The 22,348-nt window shown below is 45.0% G+C and carries 20 protein-coding genes; 4 read left to right on the top strand and 16 right to left on the bottom strand.

The window, feature by feature from the left end; genetic code table 11:
- Positions 1–46: 46 nt before the first annotated feature.
- Positions 47–757 carry an MBL fold metallo-hydrolase gene (locus H9630_RS01550; protein ID WP_191713731.1) on the top strand — a complete coding sequence of 237 codons (711 nt, stop codon included), beginning with the start codon at positions 47–49 and terminating at the stop codon, positions 755–757.
- Between the two features lie 69 nt (positions 758–826).
- Here H9630_RS01550 and H9630_RS01545 read toward each other — a convergent pair whose 3' ends face one another.
- Entirely contained in the window at positions 827–1,375 is a 549-nt protein-coding gene (locus tag H9630_RS01545; RefSeq protein ID WP_191713730.1) for a GNAT family N-acetyltransferase, read from the bottom strand.
- 69 nt (positions 1,376–1,444) lie between these two features.
- Positions 1,445–2,089 (bottom strand): flavin reductase family protein, encoded by a 645-nt coding sequence (locus tag H9630_RS01540; protein WP_191713729.1) that lies wholly within the window; start codon positions 2,087–2,089, stop codon positions 1,445–1,447.
- Positions 2,090–2,496: 407 nt separating this feature from the next.
- On the opposite strand from H9630_RS01540, the gene H9630_RS01535 reads away from it, so the two are divergent.
- The 3 genes from H9630_RS01535 to H9630_RS01525 all read left to right on the top strand — a co-directional run bounded on the left by H9630_RS01535 (position 2,497) and on the right by H9630_RS01525 (position 5,769).
- Positions 2,497–4,029, top strand: a complete 1,533-nt coding sequence (locus H9630_RS01535) for a glucosyltransferase domain-containing protein (RefSeq protein ID WP_191713728.1) — start codon at positions 2,497–2,499, stop codon at positions 4,027–4,029.
- A 121-nt stretch (positions 4,030–4,150) separates the two neighbouring features.
- Positions 4,151–5,326 (top strand): DUF2157 domain-containing protein, encoded by a 1,176-nt coding sequence (locus tag H9630_RS01530; protein WP_191713727.1) that lies wholly within the window; start codon positions 4,151–4,153, stop codon positions 5,324–5,326.
- The gene (locus H9630_RS01525) at positions 5,323–5,769 is read left to right on the top strand and encodes a GDYXXLXY domain-containing protein (RefSeq protein ID WP_191713726.1); all 447 of its coding nucleotides are present in this window, start codon (positions 5,323–5,325) and stop codon (positions 5,767–5,769) included. Before H9630_RS01530 ends, H9630_RS01525 begins: the two co-directional genes overlap by 4 nt.
- A 59-nt stretch (positions 5,770–5,828) precedes the next feature.
- On the opposite strand, the gene H9630_RS01520 is transcribed toward H9630_RS01525, so the two are convergent.
- The 14 genes from H9630_RS01520 to H9630_RS01455 all read right to left on the bottom strand — a co-directional run bounded on the left by H9630_RS01520 (position 5,829) and on the right by H9630_RS01455 (position 22,337).
- On the bottom strand, positions 5,829–6,533 hold the full coding sequence (locus H9630_RS01520) for a CpsD/CapB family tyrosine-protein kinase (RefSeq protein ID WP_191713725.1): 705 nt from the start codon (positions 6,531–6,533) through the stop codon (positions 5,829–5,831).
- A 4-nt stretch (positions 6,534–6,537) separates the two neighbouring features.
- Positions 6,538–7,263, bottom strand: coding sequence for a YveK family protein (locus H9630_RS01515; protein WP_191713724.1), 726 nt, complete (start codon positions 7,261–7,263; stop codon positions 6,538–6,540).
- A 249-nt stretch (positions 7,264–7,512) separates the two neighbouring features.
- Positions 7,513–8,226 carry a sugar transferase gene (locus H9630_RS01510; RefSeq protein WP_191713723.1) on the bottom strand — a complete coding sequence of 238 codons (714 nt, stop codon included), beginning with the start codon at positions 8,224–8,226 and terminating at the stop codon, positions 7,513–7,515.
- A 19-nt stretch (positions 8,227–8,245) separates the two neighbouring features.
- Positions 8,246–9,571: a UDP-glucose dehydrogenase family protein gene (locus H9630_RS01505; protein WP_191713722.1), complete on the bottom strand. Its 1,326-nt coding sequence runs from the start codon at positions 9,569–9,571 to the stop codon at positions 8,246–8,248.
- A 15-nt stretch (positions 9,572–9,586) separates the two neighbouring features.
- Positions 9,587–10,477, bottom strand: coding sequence for a UTP--glucose-1-phosphate uridylyltransferase GalU (gene galU, locus H9630_RS01500; protein ID WP_191713721.1), 891 nt, complete (start codon positions 10,475–10,477; stop codon positions 9,587–9,589).
- 254 nt (positions 10,478–10,731) lie between these two features.
- Positions 10,732–11,685, bottom strand: a complete 954-nt coding sequence (gene manA, locus H9630_RS01495; RefSeq protein WP_191713720.1) for a mannose-6-phosphate isomerase, class I — start codon at positions 11,683–11,685, stop codon at positions 10,732–10,734.
- Between the two features lie 54 nt (positions 11,686–11,739).
- Positions 11,740–13,125, bottom strand: coding sequence for a sugar phosphate nucleotidyltransferase (locus tag H9630_RS01490; protein WP_191713719.1), 1,386 nt, complete (start codon positions 13,123–13,125; stop codon positions 11,740–11,742).
- A 421-nt stretch (positions 13,126–13,546) separates the two neighbouring features.
- Complete coding sequence (locus H9630_RS01485; protein ID WP_191713718.1) at positions 13,547–14,854, bottom strand: glycosyltransferase family 4 protein; 1,308 nt, start codon at positions 14,852–14,854, stop codon at positions 13,547–13,549.
- A 50-nt stretch (positions 14,855–14,904) separates the two neighbouring features.
- Complete coding sequence (locus H9630_RS01480; RefSeq protein ID WP_191713717.1) at positions 14,905–16,014, bottom strand: glycosyltransferase family 4 protein; 1,110 nt, start codon at positions 16,012–16,014, stop codon at positions 14,905–14,907.
- 66 nt (positions 16,015–16,080) lie between these two features.
- A complete protein-coding gene (locus H9630_RS01475; RefSeq protein ID WP_191713716.1) occupies positions 16,081–17,460 on the bottom strand; it encodes a hypothetical protein in 1,380 nt (459 codons plus the stop codon).
- A 70-nt stretch (positions 17,461–17,530) separates the two neighbouring features.
- The gene (locus H9630_RS01470) at positions 17,531–18,502 is read right to left on the bottom strand and encodes a glycosyltransferase family 2 protein (protein ID WP_191713715.1); all 972 of its coding nucleotides are present in this window, start codon (positions 18,500–18,502) and stop codon (positions 17,531–17,533) included.
- Between the two features lie 36 nt (positions 18,503–18,538).
- A complete protein-coding gene (gene gmd, locus H9630_RS01465; protein ID WP_191713714.1) occupies positions 18,539–19,603 on the bottom strand; it encodes a GDP-mannose 4,6-dehydratase in 1,065 nt (354 codons plus the stop codon).
- 11 nt (positions 19,604–19,614) lie between these two features.
- Positions 19,615–20,565, bottom strand: a complete 951-nt coding sequence (gene fcl, locus H9630_RS01460; RefSeq protein ID WP_191713713.1) for a GDP-L-fucose synthase — start codon at positions 20,563–20,565, stop codon at positions 19,615–19,617.
- A gap of 296 nt (positions 20,566–20,861) precedes the next feature.
- Complete coding sequence (locus H9630_RS01455) at positions 20,862–22,337, bottom strand: MOP flippase family protein (RefSeq protein WP_191713712.1); 1,476 nt, start codon at positions 22,335–22,337, stop codon at positions 20,862–20,864.
- Positions 22,338–22,348 lie beyond the last annotated feature (11 nt).

Below are 22,348 nucleotides of genomic sequence, written 5' to 3'. Positions count from 1 at the left end.
GTAAACTGGAACTACTATACATTAATCGTTAAGGAGCTGGTTGGCTGTGCAGATGACGAAAAAAGGACCTGTCTATCAATTGACATTCATGCCCCGATTTTTCCCGGTTAATTGCTATATCGTCGACGAAGAAACGGAATTGACGCTTGTGGATGCTGCGCTGGGATTCAACGCAAAACAGATTTTATTGTCCATCAAGGTTATGGAAAAGCCGTTGACCCGCATCATCATCACCCATGCCCACAGCGACCATATCGGCGCACTTGATGCCATTAAACGTGAATGGCCCGATGCCGTCGTCTTCATGTCGCCACGTGATGCGCGTCTGCTTGCAGGCGACATGAGCTTGCTGCCTGGCGAACCTGATTCGCCGATCAAAGGCGGCGTTCCCAGAAACGTCAAAACACAGCCCGACCGCTTGCTTGAAGAAGGAGATTCCGCCGGCTCCCTGCAAGTGGTCAATACACCTGGCCACACGCCGGGTTCCATTTCGTTGCTGCACACACGCTCTCATTTCCTGATCGCTGGAGACGCTTTCCAAACACGCGGCGGCATAGCTGTTTCCGGTACATTTAAACCGTTGTTTCCGTTTCCGGCCTTTGCCACATGGAACAAACAAACCGCATTGGAAAGTGCCAAGAAAATCCGGCAATTAAATCCACAGCTATTGGCTGTAGGACATGGCAAGATGATCGACAAACCGCTTGATGCCATCGATTTAGCCATCATGGAAAGCGAGAAAAGCCTGCAATCCTAGTTGCTGATGCACAACAGCTATTTACACAAACTAAAACCGTTTGCCCGGCAATTCTCCGGGCAAACGGTTTTAGTCAAATGACTTTTTGCGGCTCACACGCATCAGCATCACGGGCCTTGGTTCATCCAGTACTTCATCAACTTGCCGCGTCTTTTCAAATCCTGTTTTTTCGTAAGCACGGATGGCAACTGTATTCCGGATGTCCGGATCAGTGACGCAGAACTGGATTTTTGGATCTGTAAAAATGATTTCTTTCAGGAATTTTTGAAGTACTTTGGAACCGAGCCCTTTGTTCCGATAGCTTTTTGCGCCGATCAATATATCCAGACCGGCAGCTTTTTGCAATTCCTCGTATTTTTCATTGCCTGGATAATCACTCCAGTGATATGTCTGAATATAGCCGATGGGCGTCTCTTCGTAATAGATGATATAGGGCTTGGTCGAATCCTTGCCCTTGATGCTGGCTGTGAATTCCTGCAGAAATTGGCCATACGTATGGCCTTGTACATAACCCCAGAAGCGATTTGTTGGTGGTTCTTTAGTAATCCAATCATAGAGCTGCGGCAAATGTTCACGCCGCAATCGACGAAAACTGACTTTCCGTATATCCAAGCCCATCCCAACACCCCTTTCTGTTTTTCTAGAAAGAAAAACTGCTGTGCTTTATTCTATGCTACAAACAAAAACTCACGGTTTCATTGATTTGTCCACAGGCGTCTTCAAGATGTCTTCCAGATTTTCAGTCGGCAATGAAAAAATGGTTTCCACCGGCGCATAATTTCCGGCTAACCGGCCAATCGGCGCAAGTTTCTCCAAATTGATGCGGCCATTTTGATACAGCTCGTCTTTCACATGGAACTTGACCAGTCGGCCAATCACGAGATGGTCGTCCCCCAACTGGATGATGTCATGCAGTTTGCATTCCATATTGATGGGCGCTTCCAATACGCGCGGTACCGATACAGCAAGCGATTCCGTCGCCGTCAATCCCGCGTACGCAAATTCATCGACTTCACTCGGTACATGTTCCCCGCTTTTGGCCATTTCGTTGGCCAGCGATGCTGTGACAATATTGATGACAAACTCCTGGTTGTCCCGGATGTTCTGCAAAGTATCTTTGACCGTGCCCGCGCGTTCCTCCACCCCTTCCCCTACAGAAAATGCCAGCATCGGCGGATTTCGCGATACCACTGTAAAGAAGCTGAAAGGCGCTAAATTGGCAATGCCTTCTGGGGACAATGTCGACACCCAGGCAATCGGCCGAGGCACCACACTGCCGATCAATAATTTATAGTTTTGCTTGGCCGTCATATTCAGCGGATCGATGATCATTGCCGTTTCCCCCTTTAACAATCTCTATTGTTATTCTTTTCCCTTTTCGGACCATGCCGAACCTGCTTTCAATGCGAAAATCACCTTTCACATCCCACCAATCAGCTGTCTTTCGTTTATTCGATACTAGCTGATTGTATCCCTGTCTAGTTTTGGAAATATGGAAAATAAAAAGGCAGAAACCCCCGTCGTTTCAGGTTTTCAACTTGTTATTTACAAGATTAGTCTATTTACCATTTCAAAAGGTATTTGCCTTTCAATTTTTCTAGATCTCTTGATTTCACTGGCGCACTCTTCCGGAATTAAGAAATACTCTGTTTTACACATACAAAGTTTGCTATGATTGGAAATGGAATTTATTAACCAAATGCACGTAGAAATTTGTAAGAGATTAGGAGCCGATTGAAATGCCTGAAGAATTCATGTCGAAGTGGAAATCTGCAATCAAACCGCAATGGAAAACCGCCTTTCTATCTGCGGCCATCATCGGCTTTTTGTGCCATATGTTTGTGTTCACAAATACCCTTCCAAACCATGATAGCTTGGTCAATATGCACAGCCCTCAACTAAAAGGAGAGTCTGGACGCTTTTTCCTGTCGCCTGTCAGTGGCATCAGCTCTTATTTCGATTTGCCTTGGATCAACGGGACACTTTCTGTTTTTTATTTGGCATTGACCGCCGTGGTTTTAGCTGAGTTGTTCCAATTGAAAAAGACCTTTTCCATTGTGGCAGTCAGCGGTCTGATCGTTACATTTCCGACCATCGCTTCCACCTTCTCGTATATGTTTACGGCAGACGGCTATATGCTCGCTTCGTTGCTGACCGTGCTGGCTTTGCTCATCACCATCAAATACACCTACGGATTCATTGCAGGTTCCATCGTTTTTTACATAGCCGTAGGCGTTTACCAAGCCAACCTGCCGTTTTTGTTAACGATTGTGATTGTCTTTTTGATCAGTGAAATCCTGGGAAAAAACATCTCATTCCAGCAATTCAAAAGCTACATCCTTCGCATCTTTGGAATGGGAGCCCTCGGCATGGCTTTATATGCCACCAACTTCAAACTCTATTCGAGTCTATTTGCTGGAACGATCACCAGTTATCAAGGGTTGGATTCGGTCGGCGAAAGCAGCGGCTCCTTTTTTGACGGTTTTGAACAGATCCATGAGGCTTTCACGTTTTTCTTTTTCCGCGGATTCATGACAGACTTCCCGGTCCAGCTGTTTGAATGGTTGAACGCCGCCGTCTTCTTGCTGATTGCTATCGGATTTGTCCTGCTGCTCATTCAAAATCGCATATTCACCAATGTTCCCATGGCCATAATTTCATTGGGGTTGCTGCTGTTGATGCCGTTAAGCTCTTATATCCTGTATTTTGTTTCTCCTGACGTGGTGTACCATATGCTGATGGTGCTGCCGCTTGTCGGTTTCTATCTGCTGCCTGTGCTTTTTTATGAACATCTCACCATTCCGACCGTAGCCGCCAAAGGGTTCTCTTGGCTAGCTGTAGTGAGTGCATTCGTTGTCGTATTCAATTTTGCCGTCATCTCGAACATTTCCTACCTCAACATGGAATTAAGATATGAAAAGTCCACTGCATTTGTAAACCGGCTGATCAGCAGAGTTGAACAAACCGAAGGAGTGACGCCGGAATCGAAACTGGCGTTGATCGGCAGAGTGCAATTGGGATCCCCTCTGAGCAAAGAGATTATTCCCAAAAGTATCCCAAGAGTAATGGGTTCTTTAGGAGACAGCATCCTTCCGCTCCCTTACCATTACAACGCCATGATGAAAGGCCATTTCGGCGTCACGTACAAATTTATTTCTGAACAGGAACGCCAGGAAATTGCTGCTTCGCAATGGTTTGCAGAGATGGAGGCATGGCCATCTCCGAATGCAGTCCGCGTAATTGACGACGTGGTTGTCGTAAAGCTTCAATAATGACACGAGCCGAACACGGGTAGAATCATCCGTCGTTCGGTTTTTTCAATCTCGTATCATTTACCTATCTAGCCTGATTATTTAGGGCTATAATAGAAGCAAATAGAATGGGGGGATTAACGTGGACACCGAACAAAAACTGAAACAATGGCAGGAAGCGGGATTACTTGATTCCGAAACTGCCGAACGAATTTCAGTATTTGAAAAACGCCAGCCTGTCCCTAAAAAGCTGCCGCTTCTTTTGATGATCGGCTTGATTTTCTTTTCCCTGGCGATTTTCAGTTTTATCGCTGCCAACTGGCAGGCCATACCGGATTTGGCAAAAGTGCTGGTGATGCTTGCATTGATGTGGCTTTTCTATACCATCGCTTATTTCTCTGAAAAGAAAGCGTTTGGCTCTCCGCTTCTCTTTAGGGTGATCGGCCTTGCGATGTTCGGAGCTACATTACTCGTAGCTGCTCAGACATTCCACTTTCCGCTGGCAAATTCCTTGCTTCCATGGATCATGTTCTTGGCTGCGCTTGCCCATTATTTTTATTGGCGGAATCTCATCTATTCCGTCATTGGATTTTTCTTCGGCGCAACCGTTTTGCTGTCATTTCTTCCCGATATCGGCTGGGTCGAATGGGTCCTCTTCATCGCCGTGGCCGTCACCTGGTTTTACTTCAGTAAAACTTTCGCCCCAGTAGCCTTCAGTTGGCTTCTGCTGTTCGCATCGGGATTCATGTTGTGGGGGCTAGTGGAATACGACAGCCTGTTATGGCCAATTTGGACTTTGTTTGCACTCGTGCTCCTGCTATTGATCGTCCCAGAGAACAAACAACGACAGATTCGTCCATTTTATCTGTTGACAGCTGGCATGTTGCTAGTCGTTTATTTGGCTGTTCGCGGACAGACGTTCATCAGTTTGGTGGATAAAAGCCATATGGCAGAAGCTATCGCTTTAGCAGCTGCTGCTTTCGGTGTGTTGGTATTGAGTTTTTTCAAATTCCGCTCACTCTTATGGATTGCCGTCCCTGGTCTCATCGGCCTGTTGCTGTTCGACGAAACCGCGATCGGCCTCGCAGTAGTTGCTGAATTGTCCGCTCTTGGATACCTGATTATCGCCCAGCGGCAAAATGAACCACTCGGACTCGGCTTTGTATACTTTATCGTTGTACAGTTTGTCATCTACATTATTTACGCTTGGGAACGGCTCGATATGTCGCTGTTCTTCTTGATTGGAGCCCTGCTGTTGTTCTTATTATCAGCTATCGCCTGGTGGATCAATCGCCGGAAAGAAGGTGTAGAGCGATGAAATCCTGGATATTCCCGATTGCCCAAACACTCATCGTCGTCTTGCTGCTCGTGAGTTATTACGCCGCATCCTGGTTTGGCGAACAATATGTTCTGCGGGCCGAACCGTTTGACCCGTTTGATCCATTTTACGGCGAATACGTCATGCTGCAATATCCAGATCTTAAATCGAGCGAAATCACAAACGACAGTTCCATCTATTTCACACTGAAAAGAGCGGAGGATGGATACGCCGTCATAGACCGCATCGAAAACGAGCCCTTCTTCGGAGCCATCACCGGATCTGTCTATGATGGCAGCGTCACCGCCCCACAATTGGAACAGTTCTATGTAGAACAAGGTACCGGTCCGGGTCTCGAATCGGCCCGTGACTTGCAAGTGACCATCGACGTCTCCAGTTGGGGAACCATCCGCCCCATCGACTTGCGGGAACGCACAGAATAAATGCATGAAAAAAGTTCAATCAGCCTTCTGATTGAACTTTTTTTGCTTTCAAATCTTCTTTATCCGTCTGCTCCATAATACTGTGCATAAGCAGTATCTTTCTGGACCTTCACGTTATTGATGACCGCTCCAAGCAACCGGGTTTTCGTGGAAGCCGTAATGGCTTCTTTTGCTTTGATGGCGTGGTCTCTCTCAGTCTTTCCTGAATTGATCACCAGAATGGTGCCTTCGCATTTATTCGCGAGGATGACGCTGTCTGTGACGGATAAGACAGGAGGCGTATCAAAAATCAACAAATCATAGACGTCCAATGCCTGTTCGAACAGCAGGTCCATATTTTGGGAGCTCAGCAACTCTGCCGGGTTCGGCGGAATCGGACCACACGGCAAAAGATCCAAGTTTTCAATTTCAGCTGGCTGGATTGCCACTTTTAATGCAATTTGACGTGCCAGCACATTCGACAGCCCTCTGGAATTATTGATTTTGAATGTGTAGTGCATAGTCGGCTTCCTCATGTCGGCATCAATAAACAACACGCGTTTGCCTTCCTGTGCAAAGACAATCGCTAAATTTGAAGCTGTGGTCGACTTGCCTTCTGAATGGGAAGCCGACGTAATGACCAACGAACGGATGTCTCCATCAGGTGAAGTGAAATGGATATTCGTCCGCAGCGTTCTAAATTGTTCAGATACGCGCGACCGAGGATTGGTGAATGCAATCAGCTTTCTATTTTCTACTTCAGGCTTGCTCTTCTTTTTCACCATTCAGTTAAGCCTCCCTGCGTTTAAAAGCTATCGGCTCGTTTGCCGGGATGTCTTCTTCTTCATTCATCGGTGAGATGGCCCCCAAAACCGGGATGCCCAATACATCATGAATGTCTTGTTCACCTCGGAGAGTTGTATCCAAATATTGGAGAATAAAGGCGACAGCTGCTCCAACGAGAAGCCCTACAACTGCTGCCAATAAAATATTCAATGGCGGATTCGGAGACACTGGTGTCTGATTATCCATCACGACGGCCTGCGACAAAATAAAAACATTGTCTACACCCATTAATTCAGTAACTTCCACTTCAAATATTTCAGCCGTCCGATTCGCTATTTCTACTGCTGCAGCCAAATCAGCATCGTGCACCTGTATATTAAGGAGCTGGGAGCTTTCCGCAATTTCCACTGTCACTTTTTCTGCTAACTCTTCATAAGACATATTCAGCCCCAATTGGCTGATGACCTGTTCGAGTATGACCGGACTTTCAATGATTTCACTGTATGTACCCATCAATTGAAGATCAGTCTCGATGCTCAGATTGTCCAGGGCTGCTCCAGCTTGCTGCTGGCTGATCAGGAGTTGTGTAGATGTTTGGTAAATAGGGGTGATCATGTAATAAGACACTAATGCGGTTAAGACCATAAATGCAATCATGATGGTCAGGATCAATCGAATTCGATTCTTCAAAATTCCGTAAATTTCACGCAGACTGATGGTTTCCATCATTTCGCCACCCCTCCTTTCAATGAAGAGAAATCTTAATCACGGGGACAAGGGATCTATTGTCGCTGTTTATATACCAAACCGGGCCATTTAAATGGCGAATCGGTTTTTCGCTGATTACCCAGCTATGGGACATCAATTTGAATGTTTGATGTCCCAGGACCGGCTTATTGTGAATGGGTAACGACAATCAAAATATGTAATGCCCATGTGCCGGATAGCCCATGGTTTATGCAATCATCGCTCGCTCCGTCAATATGCATCTTTCGAACCGAACAATACGAGAATGGTCTTTAAAATCAACTTGATGTCCATCACCGTATTGCGGTTTCGGATATAATCCAGATCCATCTCAACCCACTCCTGGAAGCTGATATTGCTTCTTCCATTCACTTGCCAAAAACAAGTCAATCCAGGTGTCACGCTGATGCGCTGTTTTTCGTAGTTTGTGTATTGTGCTACTTCATCAGGGAGAGCGGGTCTTGGGCCGACGATGGTCATATCTCCATTCAATACGTTAACCAATTGCGGCAATTCATCGATGCTGGTCTTTCTGATGAACTTTCCAATTTTAGTGATTCTCGGATCGCTTTTGATTTTAAATACCGGTCCTGACGCCTCATTTTGCTTGAGCAACGAGGCTTTCAAATCTTCTGCATTGCAGACCATCGAACGGAATTTGTACATATTGAAGGTCTTGCCATGTTTTCCGACTCGTTTCTGCTTGAAGAATACAGGGCCTTTAGGGTCCTCTATTTTAATCATCAAGCTCACGATCAGGAATAGGGGAATCAGGATAATCAGCCCCATCAGCGAACCAGCGATATCCAAAAAGCGTTTTGTATATAAATAGCCATTGCTGGTATTTGTTTTGACGCTCTCAAACACCATGTCACTGTATCTAGTATTCATATCCATTTCTTCTTTTTCAGGAGCGGACACTGACATTTGAATCACCACTTTCATCTTAAATTCACCTTATCAATCAGATGGGCGCTGCTTCAATCACCTTTGTAGCAACAGGTCTGCCGATTGAATGATATTCGATTCCATTGCTCTCCACAGCTTCCAATGAGAAACAATTTCTTCCATCAATAACGAGTGGCTTTTTCATGGTCTTGAATAGAGCCAGCTCAATATTTTTGATTTCATCCCAATCGGTCAATATCAGTGCAGCTTCACTATCGGCAATCGCTTCTTCAATTGAATCAGCATATTCAACAAGTGGGTTCAGGATGGACTTCGCATTTCCCATGGCAATCGGATCATAAGCAATTACATGCGCACCTTGTTTGATCAATTCTTCAGTAACCCGAATGGATGCTGATTCCCGCATGTCGTCAGTATTCGGTTTGAATGCCAGTCCCAGCACCGCTATTCTTTTGCCTGTAAGGATCGGCAGGCAGTCATTTAATTTCCCGATCAGAATCCCCTGCTGTTTTTTGTTGACATTGACTACACCTTTCAACAGCTCGAATTCATACTCGACATTCCCCGCAATTTGGATCAGGGCTTTTGTGTCTTTTGGAAAACAAGATCCTCCGTAGCCGATTCCTGCTTTCAGGAATTGGCTGCCGATTCGCTGATCCAGCCCCATGCCCGTTGATACATTCTCTATGTTGGCCCCCAATAATTCGCAAATATTGGAGATTTCGTTGATGAAACTGATTTTGGTCGCCAAAAATGCATTCGAGGCATACTTGATCATTTCTGCACTTTTGATATCCGTCTTGAAGATAGGGACGCCAAAAGGCTGATTGATCTGTTCAATGACATTGCTTGCATACTCGCTTTCCGCTCCGATCACAATACGGTCTCCATGGAACGAGTCATGGATCGCCGACCCTTCTTTCAGGAATTCAGGATTCGAAACCACTTCCATCTGCAGGTTCGCTGCCATATGCGATTGGATGGTCTGCTTGATCATGTCATTAGTGCCTACCGGAACGGTGCTTTTTGTCACCACAATTACATTTTGTTGAATATTTTCAGCGATATCACGTGCAGCCTGGATCACATAGGACATATCAGCAGATCCGTCATGGTTTTCGGGTGTACCCACCGCGATGTAGATCACATCCGAATGCTTAAGGCCTTGACGGTGGTCTGTTGTAAAACTTAAACGGTTTTCATTGATGTTTTTTGTCATCATTTCACTGAGACCGGGTTCATAGATAGGCGAAATCCCCTGTTGCATCTTAGCGACCTTGTCCTGGTTGACATCAATACAGGTTACATGATGGCCGATCTCAGACAGGCTCACACCTGTTACCAATCCGACATACCCAGTTCCTATTACCGAAATCTTCATACGGACGCCCCCAACTTAAAATAATGGTGAAGCTGATTTCTCAGCCATCAATTCTTTAATGATGCTTTCCACGTCTTTTCCGAATTCCGGGCTATCCAAAGCGAATTCGATGGTTGTCCGCAGGAACCCTAGCATCTCGCCTACGTCGTAGCGTTTTCCTTCAAAATCATATGCGTAAACTTTTTTCAGTTCATTGAGTTTTTGGATGGCGTCCGTCAATTGAATTTCTCCTCCTGCACCAGCTTGCTGGGTGCCCAGGAAATCGAAAATTTCAGGAACCAGAATATAGCGTCCCATTATCGCCAGGTTGGAAGGAGCTGTTCCTGGCTTTGGTTTTTCTACGTAATTGCTGACCTCATAGCAGCGTCCATCGACCGCACTCGGATCAATGATGCCGTAACGGTGTGTTTCCTGATCAGGGACTTGCTGGACACCGATAATGGAAGACTGCATTTTGTCGTATTGGTCGATCAATTGTTTGAGACATGGTTTATCCGCTTTAACAATGTCATCTCCTAGCAATACCGCAAACGGTTCATTGCCGATAAATTTACGTGCACTCCAGACTGCATGCCCTAAGCCCTTCGGTTCTTTCTGGCGGATGTAGTGAATCTCCACATTCGAGGTATGCTGAACTTTTTCAAGAAGATCAAATTTTCCTTTTCTGAACAAATTGTCTTCCAGCTCGAAATTTTTATCGAAATGATCTTCAATGGCGCGCTTGCCTTTCCCCGTTACGATAATGATGTCTTCTATCCCGGAAGCAATTGCCTCTTCGACAATGTACTGGATTGTCGGTTTGTCTACGATCGGCAACATTTCTTTGGGCATCGCCTTCGTCACTGGAAGAAATCGAGTCCCAAGCCCCGCTGCTGGAATAATTGCCTTTGTCACTTTCTTTGCCATAAACTCCACCCGCCTTTGATAGTTTCTGAATCATCGATTCCTATCTTTACGAATGGGACAGAATAAGTTTTTTGTACACAAAACCCTCAAATATTGTCCCATTGTAACATCGATAGTCCCCGAAATATAGTTCAATTATTAAGAATTTTTAATTTTAACAGAATAAATAGTTTTAAATACCTACTTTTTGCCGTCAGAATAACTTAAATCATCTTGTTTCATATATTTTAATATTCCGATAATTTAAGACGGTTTTAAGTATGGGATACAATCATTTCGAGCTCGCCATCGATGAAATAATTTCCGATCGTCGCCGGCACGATGAAATTGTCGCCCTTTTTCACCGTCGAGACGCTTTCTTCTGTCACAATCTGCCCTGAACCACTGATGACACTGACCAACAGGAACGCGGTGGTTACCGGTACTTCAACTTTTCCGCCCAGCATCCAATGGTAGACAGTGAAGTATTCCCCTTCAACCAAACGGGTTGATTGCAGGTTATTCAGCTGTTCCTTCAGGTTCTCCTGCATGACCTGCTGATGCGGACAGGTCATGACCGCCATTGCTTCCTCTAAATGAAGCTCCCGCTTTTTGCCTTCCTGATCGACACGGTCGTAATCGTACAGACGGTAAGTAATATCAGAACTTTGCTGAGTTTCAAGAATAACGATGCCTTTTCCGATGGAATGCAAGGTGCCACTCGGAACATAGACAAAATCGCCTTTTTTCACTTTAATGCGCTGAAACAGCTTTTGCCATTCACCTTTGCTGACCAATTCCTGAAACTCTTCACGGGACTTGGCTTGATGGCCGATAATAATCTCGGCACCTTCTTCACAATCCAGAATATACCAGCATTCTGTCTTGCCATAGGGCATTTGTGCTTTCTCTTTGGCGTATGCATCATCCGGATGCACCTGCACAGACAACTGGTCATTGGCATCCAAAATTTTCACCAATAACGGAAAATCACTGCCAGTTGTTTCTGAGCCGAATAAACCAGGATAGTTCCGCCAAACCTCCAGCAGGCTCATCCCTTTTAATTCACCGTTCATGACAATCGACGGTCCATTTTCATGGGCAGAGATGACCCATGCTTCTCCAGTGGTTTCTGAAGGAATATCATAATCGAATAGTTTCTGAAGCTTTTCTCCACCCCAAATGCGTTCCTGAAAAACCGGTTTTAAGAAAACGGGCTCTTTGTACATAATCTTCCCTCCCACTATGGAAATGACAAGCAAATCATATGCGCTGCCCATCCATTATCCGTGGCGGGCGGTTTGGCGTACTTTGCAGATTGCTTCTATTTCTTCCCACTCATTGGATGTGCGGTAGATGTCTTCTTCGATCAGCTCACTGCCTGTCTGTACTTCGATGATTTCCATATTGGTCGTCGCTTTTAAAGTATGTTTAGCGCCTAACGGAATATGGATGACATCTCCTGTTCTGACGTGGCTCAATTGATCATTGAATACAAAAATCCCTTCCCCTTTAACGATCGTCCATACTTCGCTGCGTTTATAATGCATCTGATAACTGAGGTTTTTTCCGGCGTTTATGCCCAGGCGTTTGATCAGCACTTCGTTGCCTTCTGCGTAGCGCGTGTACTCCAATACACGGTACCAACCCCAACGGCGTTCCTCATACATCGGACGGTTGTTGAAGCCTTCAACGTATTCCTTCACCTTGGTGCTGGCGTCTTTGTCTGTAACCAAAATGCCATCCGGACTCGCAGCAACCACCACGTTATCCAATCCCAGTAACGTAATCGGAATATCCAATTCATTGACAATGTGTGAGTTTTCCACTCCTTTGCCAATGATTCCTTTCCCCGTTACCTGGACCGCCATTTCTTCCGTCAGCGTATTCCACGTCCCTAAATCCTTCCAATACCCGTCGTAAGGCAAGGAGATGATATGTTCTGCACGCTCGACCACTTCATAGTCAAAACTGTTTTTAGGCAAACGGCGATAGTTTCTGAGCAACTGGGAATACTCAATCGGCATTCCTCTTTCTTTCAGCAAGCCGATAATATACCCCAATTTAAAAGCGAATACCCCACAATTCCATAAGGCATTCTTTTCAATCAATTCTTCCGCCTGCTGTTCCGTCGGTTTTTCTTTAAAGTAATCAACCGTCAAATAGGAATCGTGCGACTGGCTGTCCGGAATAATATAGCCATACTTTGCAGAAGGATAAGTCGGCTTTACACCCATCAATGCCAAATCGGCACCGGATGAAAGCAGGACTTCTTCCAGATCTTGAACACGATTGAAAAAGCGGTTTTCAACGTATGGATCGACCGGCAGCATCCCAACCACTTCATCCAATCCGCATTTTTGGACAGAATATAGATAAACTGCTGCCAAGGCGATTGCAGGGAAAGTGTCTCTTCTCTCGGGCTCAGTTACTACATGTACACCCTGGCCTAATTGAGCTTTTATCATATCCACCTGCGAACTGCTTGTGGCAATAATAGAGTTTTCAGCCATGCCCGTTTCTTCTATTTGCTTCCAGACACGCTGCACCATCGAAACCTTATTGCCCTCCTCATCACTTAAAACCTTGAGGAACTGTTTTGAGCGCGCATCATTGGATAGCGGCCATAGGCGTTTTCCCGATCCCCCTGATAACATTACTAATCGCATATTACGTCCTCCTTCTCCATCTGCAACTCTAAGTTGTGGATGGTTCATATTAATCACGCTTTTCAGAAAATATAATTAAACAAAAAAACTTATAGGTAATATATACCTGTAACAAAAACTAAGTAATCATATTTTCACATCAATTGAAAAAGGTATACCCGTATTATATATATAAATACCTAATAATTCAATATAATTTTCTAATTAATTAGAAATGTCAGATATATTTACCTATTTTATAACCCGGAACCTTTGAAATCAATAGGTTAATAGTTATTTAATTTTTCTGTTTTTTTAGAAATTATAAACATTAAAATTTTTAATTGAAACTAATAGACTGTCAAATTTTTCATCCCTTAACTATCTGCACACAAAAAAAACCGTCTCTCCTGTTTTAGAGAGACAGTTCGAAAAAGGATATTCACTTTTTATTGATCACTTCATTATACGGATCCGCTTGATAAGCCGCCTCCAGTTGGGGAGTACCAGCGACTTCCTGGAAGACAGACCGATACTTATTGATGGATGTATCCCGCGTCAAATTCTCTTCAAGATAAACGCGCCCTTTGAGTCCCATCGCCTTCAATTCATTCGGATCCAGGCTTCGCAAATATTGGATTGCATGAACGACTCCTCGATAATCCTGGGGTTCAATGACCACACCTGCGCCACTTTCAAAAATCAGGCGCTGCACTTCACTGCCTTGTTCCAGAACGCCCAACACCGGTTTCCCAGCAGCCATGACCCCGTAGATTTTGCTTGGCACCGAAACCCCTTTGATGCCTTTTTGATTGACCACCAGATGGACGTCTGCCGCATTCAACGAATACTTAAGAAATTCTTTGGGCTGATACGGCAGGAACTTGACGTTTTCAAGTTGGTTTTCAGCCGCGTAATCCTGTATCCGTTGTTTTACAGCACCTTCACCGATAAACAAAAAGACAATATCGGGCTGGTCCGTAAATTCTTTGGCAACTTGGATTAAATTCTCCAAGTCATAGTATAGGCCAAGATTTCCGGAATACATAACGATGAATTTATCCTGCAGCCCATTAGTCTCCAAAAACTCACGGATAGCTGGTTCGTCTTTGTCCAGCGGCACCACGGCTTCTTCATCGGTCCAATTGCTGATGACGGTATGAGACGGCACCTTTTGGCCGACAAAGCGCCCTTTCAAGGTTTCAGCCATATCTTCACCCACCAGCAGCACTTGGTCCGCGTAGCTGCAATTCAATTTATCGACAGCTTTGGCGATTTTAAAGACGGTCTGGTTATTCGTATAAGCAACTGCTGCCGCCTGTTCCGGATTAAAATCATGGACGCTGTAAATATGGCGCGAACGCTTCAGGAACTTGCCGATGGTACCGATCAAACCGCCCAATACCGGCGGCTGCGAAATCGTGAAAATGACATCCGTCCCTTTTTCCTTCAGCAAAGCGATATTCGCCAATAAAAAATAGGACGAAATGTATTTCATCCGACTGACTTTGGAATTCTTATCGACCTCAGGCAGTTTGATCCGGACCACTTTGATGCTCTCCAGATAATCCACCTCGAATAAGCGGTTGCTATCATGGTTTTCTCCGGCATATCCCGGCTGCGCGGCAATGACCGTAATATCAAAATTATTTTGGAGGCGTCCCGTCAACTCTGTCATTAATTGGCTGGTCGCTGCGAGATCCGGATAGAAATAATTGATGACAAAGGTGATCTTTTTTTTACGTAGCATTCTGAGCCTTCCTTTCCCGAAGAACATGCCGCAATACGTGCAGTCTTCCTTTAAAGTTCATCAAAAATAGCGATTAACGAATCGGTGTATTTATCTTCCGTGTAGAACGCTTCAAATGTATCCCTGCTCACTTTTCCAAGGCGAAGGCGTTCTGCATCATCGGTCACCAAATTCTTAATAGCGGATTTGACGCCTTCGACAGTCGGCTCGATAATGACGCCGCAATCTTTAATGAGTTCGGCGATAATTCCTCGGTCTGATGAAATGATCGGCAACCCGGCCGCCATCCCTTCAATGATGGACATGGGCTGTCCTTCCACTTTGTACTTGGTGGGCAAGGCCATCATATCCGATTCCAGGAAAAAGCGTTTTTTCTCTTCGCCTTGTTTAAGCCCATGGTATTGGATGTGTTCTTCCATGTCATTTGTTTGAATATACTGTTTCACTTCCTGGAATTCGGTTTCATTTTGAATTCCCCCAACCAGGTCCAGCCGCAGATTATGCCCTTCTTTAACTAAGGCAGTTGTCGCTTTGATCAATTCCACATAACCTTTTTCAAACATCAGGTTGCTTAAATACAATAACGAAATAGGTCCTGTTTTTTTACGTTGCCCCACTTCATCTTTAAGGATGAAATCTTCCGGAATGCCGTTGGATACGACTTCTACACGGTCGACGTAGCCACGGTAATTGGGGGCCAACTTACCGCCCAATACAATGCCAACATCAATTTTCTTCAATGAATTGATGATGAACTTTTGGGCGATCCCGGAAGTCGCATCAATCGTGCCGCCTAAATTATTGCCATGCAGATGCGTCACCACTTTCCCGCGCCCCAATAATTTGCATGCTTGGATCATGACGCAATCCCGCAGTAAGCCCATTTTCGTCTGGGAAATGGAAATGTACAAAATCGGATTTTTCATCACGGCCGATAAAAAACCGGAGTAAAGAATCGCTAAGGAATCGGTCAACAATTTATCAAAAGAAAGAGCCCCCGGATGTTCAAAATCCTTCCGGCTCAAGTTGATTTTCTTCACTTTATACCGTTGGTGAAGTTTTTCGGATTTGTACAAAGACTGCAAAGCGATACTCTCTCCCAAAATGGGAGGAGGAAGCGGGCCTACAAAGATTAAATTCCCTTTTTTTACTCCAGCCATACTGACTCACCTCTCATTGAATGACGTCTGCCTGCCAAAGAATTTCATGGACAAGCAGGGAATTACCTATGCATGTGGATCAGTGGATTTCAATGCAGGCTTGTCCACTAAATCTTTTTCAAAAGATGCAATGACCAGATACAGGATGATGAAAATCGGCATGATGATGATCAACGGCTTGATATAATAGATATAGCCGTACCAGAACACTCGGGCAATCGTCAGCACAATCCAGTAATACCCCAGAGCCATCCCCATATTGCCGAAAAATTTCTTCAGCAAGATCGCCGGTACAAACAGAACAGCATAAGTCGCAAAAGGTGCCACGATCAATCCGATAACCTCAAAATTCAAATAGTATTCCCCGTAGACAAACAATCCATAATTGGTATGGATCAGCGACGCCACCAAGTGGGCCGCCTGAGGACTTTGCGCCTCGATTCCAAAGAACGAAGGAATCAACTGCGGAATATAGTCGATGAGCGTATTATAGTTGCCATACGTATGTGTCACTTCCATTGCAGCGGCTGTCGAATAGACAAGGTCTTGTACAGTGGGATAGTTGATGAGCATGAAGAACGATTCCGTAATGGCTTCCACGTCAAAAATCAACCCAGTATGCCGAACCAGCCCCAAATAGGAGAAGACCAGCAAACCGCCGACAATCAATGCCGCTTTTTTAAAAGAGAACTTCGACCGGATGACATCCGCTTTTTTGGTAGCTGTCAGAAGCAGATACAGGATCAGCAACAAGCCCAAGATATCAACTCTGGCATAATGCGCGAGCAGCCAAAAAGGTACAAACAGAATGGCGAACTTACGGATGGCACTGCCTTTGACGCCCATCAACACGAAGAAATACGAGATGACGACCACAGAGTTCCAGGCATTTCCGGGAAGCAGGCTGGGCGACATCTCATGATAGGCCTTCCCCGGCAGATCCGGCAAATAAATAATGGAAGAAACGATGGCTACTGCACTGAAAAACCAGGTAGCCAATAAGCTTTGGACCGTCCCTGAATAAAACGCCAAAATCTTCGCATCGTAACTGCGGTATGTTTTATTGGTCAGCCACAGCAGAATTGACCAGATATAGTAGAAAAACAAGGCACCGAATGCCAATGTGTAGAAATGTTTTTCAATGAGATGGGTGCGGTCATTGAATAATGGCTGCACTTCTCCTATTGGCCCGAAACCCAATATGCTGATGATCGGCAAAAATAGCAGGACCAGCGAAAAAGTGGCAAATCCCACCTTAAAGACATAAATATCTAAAAGGAATTTAAAGGAAAAAATAATTAAAATGAACAAGTTCCACGGATCTTCTGGATTGAAAACCTGGCCAATACGAAGCAGATAATAAATCACAGAAATCCCGGTTAATAAATTGACGATGATATACAGGACTTTTTCAAATCGATCATCGGCCTCAAGTTGTTTTTCCATCGTCTCAGTCCTTTATTCGTGATGTCCTTTTCCCGATTGCCAACCGCACACTTTCCGGCTACTTCAATCCTCAGGACGGAGTAGTCGCAGATAACAGCTGGGATTTCCTGTTGTTTTTTTTGGATTGCGTATAAAGATAAGATAAGATCTTCATATTCAAAAAAGTCGACAGATAGTAGAACAGGAACTTCAATGAGGTACGATTATTCTTAAATCCTTCTGCCAATACGTTGCGTGACAGCCGAACGGTTTCTTTGTTTCCGCTGATGATGGCGGTCCTGAAAATCACTTTCCAAATGGTTAACGTAAAACGATGAAAAGTCGATTTGGACTGTTTTTTCGCCAATTCTTTATACTTTTCAAAAATACTCATATGCCCAGTCAGCACCGACTTTTTATTGGTGGTGATCCGCTCGCCGCTGTGGTGATAGAATAGCACCAGGCTTTCTTTAACAAAATCGAATTTTGTCACCTGTGCCAGTCTTATGTATAAATCCCAATCCTGGCAACTCGGCAAACTGGCATCAAAGCCCTGCACCTGATCCAACACTTCCCTCTTCACCAAAACCGACGATGTGGTATCAATGCAATTGGATTCAAACAGTTTGGGCAAAATTTCCCCTTTGTATGCCGGAACGATTTTACGGGTAGGCTGGTTGTGTTCGTCGACAACCTGCACTCCCGTATAAACCACTCCAACATCGGGCTGGCCTTCAAATTGTTTGAGCTGCCTTTCCAATTTATCCGGCAGCCATTGGTCATCCGAATCCAAAAAGCCGATAAAACTCCCCGTGGCTTGTTTGATTCCAGTGTTTCTGGCTTCCGATCCACCTTTGTTAGTGTCGTGTCTGAGATAGATGATGCGCTCATCATCCATCCCCCTCACGACTTCAGCCGTATCATCTGTCGAGCAATCATCGATGATGATGATTTCGAAGTTCTGATGACTTTGGTTTTCCAGGCTTTCTATTGCTTTTTTCAGCAACTCCGAACGATTATACGTCGGAATAATCACACTGACTTTATCATTTAAGGTCACCATTAGATTTCCCCCCACCCGATAAGGAACCCGCTTAGATCAGTACTCAGTGATGGCACTTTTTTCTTCTTTCAACAAATTGCAATCGTGTGTCACCATGATTTCCACGAGTTCTTCAAACGATGTGGAAGTCGGGTTCCATCCAAGCAGTTTTTTCGCTTTTGAAGGATCCCCCAGCAGCAACTCGACCTCTGCTAAACGGAAGTAGTCAGGATTTACTTCAACCACCACTTCACCCGTTTTCACATTAATGCCTTTTTCGTCAATTCCTTCACCTTGCCATTCCACTTCAATCCCTGCATGTTTAAAAGCCAGCGTCGCAAATTCACGGACAGTATGCATTTCCCCGGTGGCAATCACGAAATCTTCCGGTGTTTCATGCTGAAGAATCAGCCACATGCATTCTACGTAATCTTTGGCATAGCCCCAGTCGCGTTTGGCGTCCAGGTTGCCCAACAATAGTTTTTCCTGTTTGCCATGGGCGATGCGGGCAGCCGCCATCGTGATTTTGCGCGTTACGAACGTTTCGCCACGGCGTTCCGATTCATGGTTGAAGAGGATGCCATTCACGGCGAACATATCATATGACTCCCGGTAATTTTTTGTAATCCAATAACCGTATAGCTTCGCTACGCCATAAGGTGAACGTGGGTAAAACGGCGTGGTTTCCCTTTGTGGGACCTCCTGCACTTTGCCGTATAGTTCAGAAGTCGAAGCCTGGTAGATGCGCGTCTTTTTCTCCAAACCTAGGATGCGGACCGCTTCCAGGATGCGCAACGTGCCAATACCATCAACGTCTGCTGTATATTCCGGCGTTTCGAACGACACTTTGACATGAGACATCGCTGCCAAGTTGTAGATTTCGTCTGGTTTGATTTCACTGATCAACCGGATGATATTCGAGGTATCAGTCATATCCCCATAATGGATATAAAAATTCTCACTCGACTTCAATTCTTCAATATACAAGTGTTCGATGCGGCTGGTGTTGAAGCTTGAACTGCGGCGAATAATGCCATGAACCTCATAACCCTTCTCCAATAAGAAATCCGATAGAAACGATCCATCCTGCCCGTTAACTCCAGTAATCAATGCTTTCTTCATGATTTTCCCCCTCAATTCGTCATCATTGTATTTTTTTCTATATTTTCCAAGAACCATGTATAGGCCATTTCCAAGCCTTCATCCAATGAGATTTTCGCTGTCCAGCCAAGGTTCGTCAGGCGATTGACGTCTACCAGTTTTCGTGGAGCGCCATCCGGTTTGGAAGTATTAAAAACGATTTCCCCTCGGTAACCAACCGCTTCCCCGATTTTCTCCGCCAGTTCTTTGATGGAAATGTCCTTGCCCATTCCGACATTGACCAAATCACTGCCATCGTACGTATTCATCAAATAAATCGCAGCATCCGCCAAGTCATCCGAATAGAGGAATTCACGTTTCGGTGTTCCGGTCCCCCACACTTCAACAGTCGGCGCATTGTTCAATTTAGCTTCATGGAATTTCCGGATCAGTGCCGGCAAAACATGGGAGCTGTTCAAATCAAAGTTATCATTTGGTCCGTATAGATTGGTCGGCATGATGGAAATGAAATTTGTCCCATGCTGCCGGTTATAGGCCTGACACATTTTAATCCCTGCAATTTTCGCAATGGCATAAGCTTCATTGGTCGGCTCGAGTTCACCAGTCAATAGTGAATCTTCCCGCATCGGCTGCGCCGCCAACTTCGGATAGATGCACGTGCTGCCAAGGAACAACAGCTTTTTGACATGGTTCTGATGGGCTGCATCAATGACGTTAGTTTGAATCATTAAATTATCCCGGATAAAGTCTGCCGGAAAATTATTGTTCGCTACAATGCCTCCCACTTTCGCTGCTGCCAAAAATACATATTCCGGCTGTTCCTCTTCGAAGAATGCATCCACCTGATCACGCTTCGTCAAATCCAGTTGCCCACTGGTCCGGAACACAAGATTGGTGTAACCATTTTCCTGCAAATTTCTTGTAATCGCCGATCCCACTAAGCCTCTATGCCCCGCCACGTAAATCTTTGAATCCAAATTCATAATTACCCCACCTTTTTCTCAGCGAATGCCATAGATAATTTATGGATGCTGGTGTCTTTTTGATGTTCATATACAGCTATGAATAAATAAAAAATCAAAAGATATCAATATACCCAAGACTATATACTTATTAATCGATTTTATTTTTCCATTCTACCATACAATAGTCTAAATATTACAGATTATTTTGATTATTTGATAATTAATATTATTTTTATTTTTCCGCACCAGATACTTCCATACAATTACCGAGTATCTGCTTATTTTTAATGAAGCAAGTTTATTGCAACGAGTGCTTATGCCCCTTTAACCGCTGTCCGCTTTTGAAAAAAGCTCTTTATTTCCACCATCAATTCGCGTTGATTGAAAATCAGCAACAAACCATACACCAGCATACCGATCAAGGCGTCGATAACAATGATGGCGATTGGTCCGACTCCTGTTAACTGGGCGTTGATGGCGTATAAAGGAGCCAGCATAATAACCGAGTGGGCCATCGGTTTGACGATCGACATCGTCAACTCACCTAAGCTTTCACCGATAATGTGGCGGATTCGCACAAAATAACTGACGTAGAACAGTACCAGCCTCAGCAAACCAACCGACAACGCCACCACGAAGATGTTGCCGGATAAACTGGACAGGAAAACGACGGCGGGTATGATCCCCAATTGAGCCAGCTGCCAGTAAAAGCTCCACCTTACTTTTCCAACGGCGATAAATAAGCTGCCGCTCGGATTTCCCAATGCCTTGAACAAAGCATAGAGGCAAAGGATTTGAATGATCAAAATGCTTTGTTGCCAGTCTTCTCCAAGCAAAAGCGGCACAGCATAAGGAGCCAAGACAATCACTCCTGCCAGCAGAGGGGCATTAAAAGTAGTCAGCATATTGGTGATCAACAGATAAGCTCTGCGCAACTTGGCGCTGTCCAGCTGAATTTTTGAAAATACCGGAAACGCTACCCGATTGATCATCGAATTCAATTTCTGGACAGGCTGCATGATCAGGTTCATGGCCATACTGTAATAACCCAGTGCCACCGACCCCAATGTGATGCCGATGATCACCTGATCGATTTTTGTAGTGAAATAATTGATGCTCGTTGATCCGAGCCGGTACATGCCGAATGAAACGAAACCTTTGATGGCATTCCACGAAAATACGAACTGCGGCCTGGTTTCCGGATTTCGGTAACCGCCGACTACCCACGGGACACTTCTGACCAGCGACATGGCAATATGTCCGCACACCAGTGACCACGCACCAAGCGTTGTAAAGGCTGCCAAATAAATGGTCAGCAGCACACCGATTGCCGTCGCCAGGATTTCGTTTTTGGTGATTTGGGTGAACTCCAGTTTTTTTGTAGCAAGCGTCTGGAACTGCAGGCCGAACGGCAAGATCAAAAAGCTGATGCCGACTACTTGAATCATTGGTGTCAGGCTAGGCTCATCAAACAACAGGGCAATAACAGGCGCCGCTATCAATAAAACGAGAAACAGCACCAGCCCGACGAAAATGGAAAACCAGTAGAGGCTGGACAGTTCGAGTTTAGAAATTTTTTCTTTTTGGATAATGGCATCCGTGATGCCCATCTCCAGGAACAATTGCGAAAACTGGATGACGATCTGCACCATGGCGATCAGCCCAAAGACAGCTGGCCCCAGCACCCTCCCCAAAATCAGCAACTGGCCGATCTGCAGGATACTCGTTGCGAGCATCGATATTGAAGTGAGCTTGACGCTGCTCACCGCTTGGTTTTTTAAAGACGCCATAGGCCATTCCT

This window comes from Planococcus wigleyi (assembly GCF_014836985.1).
Classification (GTDB): Bacteria; Bacillota; Bacilli; order Bacillales_A; family Planococcaceae; genus Planococcus; species Planococcus notacanthi.
The sequence above is the reverse complement of the archived record's forward strand: the minus strand, read 5'-3'. Positions and strand labels throughout refer to the sequence as shown.

Bases quoted from the DNA above. Each gene is read 5' to 3' on its own strand.
- H9630_RS01545 (WP_191713730.1), bottom strand. From the start codon at position 1,375: ATGGGCTTGGATATACGGAAAGTCAGTTTTCGTCGATTGCGGCGTGAA.
- H9630_RS01540 (WP_191713729.1), bottom strand. From the start codon at position 2,089: ATGATCATCGATCCGCTGAATATGACGGCCAAGCAAAACTATAAATTA.
- H9630_RS01535 (WP_191713728.1), top strand. From the start codon at position 2,497: ATGCCTGAAGAATTCATGTCGAAGTGGAAATCTGCAATCAAACCGCAA.
- H9630_RS01525 (WP_191713726.1), top strand. From the start codon at position 5,323: ATGAAATCCTGGATATTCCCGATTGCCCAAACACTCATCGTCGTCTTG.
- H9630_RS01520 (WP_191713725.1), bottom strand. From the start codon at position 6,533: ATGGTGAAAAAGAAGAGCAAGCCTGAAGTAGAAAATAGAAAGCTGATT.
- H9630_RS01515 (WP_191713724.1), bottom strand. From the start codon at position 7,263: ATGATGGAAACCATCAGTCTGCGTGAAATTTACGGAATTTTGAAGAAT.
- H9630_RS01510 (WP_191713723.1), bottom strand. From the start codon at position 8,226: ATGAAAGTGGTGATTCAAATGTCAGTGTCCGCTCCTGAAAAAGAAGAA.
- H9630_RS01505 (WP_191713722.1), bottom strand. From the start codon at position 9,571: ATGAAGATTTCGGTAATAGGAACTGGGTATGTCGGATTGGTAACAGGT.
- galU (WP_191713721.1), bottom strand. From the start codon at position 10,477: ATGGCAAAGAAAGTGACAAAGGCAATTATTCCAGCAGCGGGGCTTGGG.
- manA (WP_191713720.1), bottom strand. From the start codon at position 11,685: ATGTACAAAGAGCCCGTTTTCTTAAAACCGGTTTTTCAGGAACGCATT.
- H9630_RS01490 (WP_191713719.1), bottom strand. From the start codon at position 13,125: ATGCGATTAGTAATGTTATCAGGGGGATCGGGAAAACGCCTATGGCCG.
- H9630_RS01485 (WP_191713718.1), bottom strand. From the start codon at position 14,854: ATGCTACGTAAAAAAAAGATCACCTTTGTCATCAATTATTTCTATCCG.
- H9630_RS01480 (WP_191713717.1), bottom strand. From the start codon at position 16,014: ATGGCTGGAGTAAAAAAAGGGAATTTAATCTTTGTAGGCCCGCTTCCT.
- H9630_RS01475 (WP_191713716.1), bottom strand. From the start codon at position 17,460: ATGGAAAAACAACTTGAGGCCGATGATCGATTTGAAAAAGTCCTGTAT.
- H9630_RS01470 (WP_191713715.1), bottom strand. From the start codon at position 18,502: ATGGTGACCTTAAATGATAAAGTCAGTGTGATTATTCCGACGTATAAT.
- gmd (WP_191713714.1), bottom strand. From the start codon at position 19,603: ATGAAGAAAGCATTGATTACTGGAGTTAACGGGCAGGATGGATCGTTT.
- fcl (WP_191713713.1), bottom strand. From the start codon at position 20,565: ATGAATTTGGATTCAAAGATTTACGTGGCGGGGCATAGAGGCTTAGTG.
- H9630_RS01455 (WP_191713712.1), bottom strand. From the start codon at position 22,337: ATGGCGTCTTTAAAAAACCAAGCGGTGAGCAGCGTCAAGCTCACTTCA.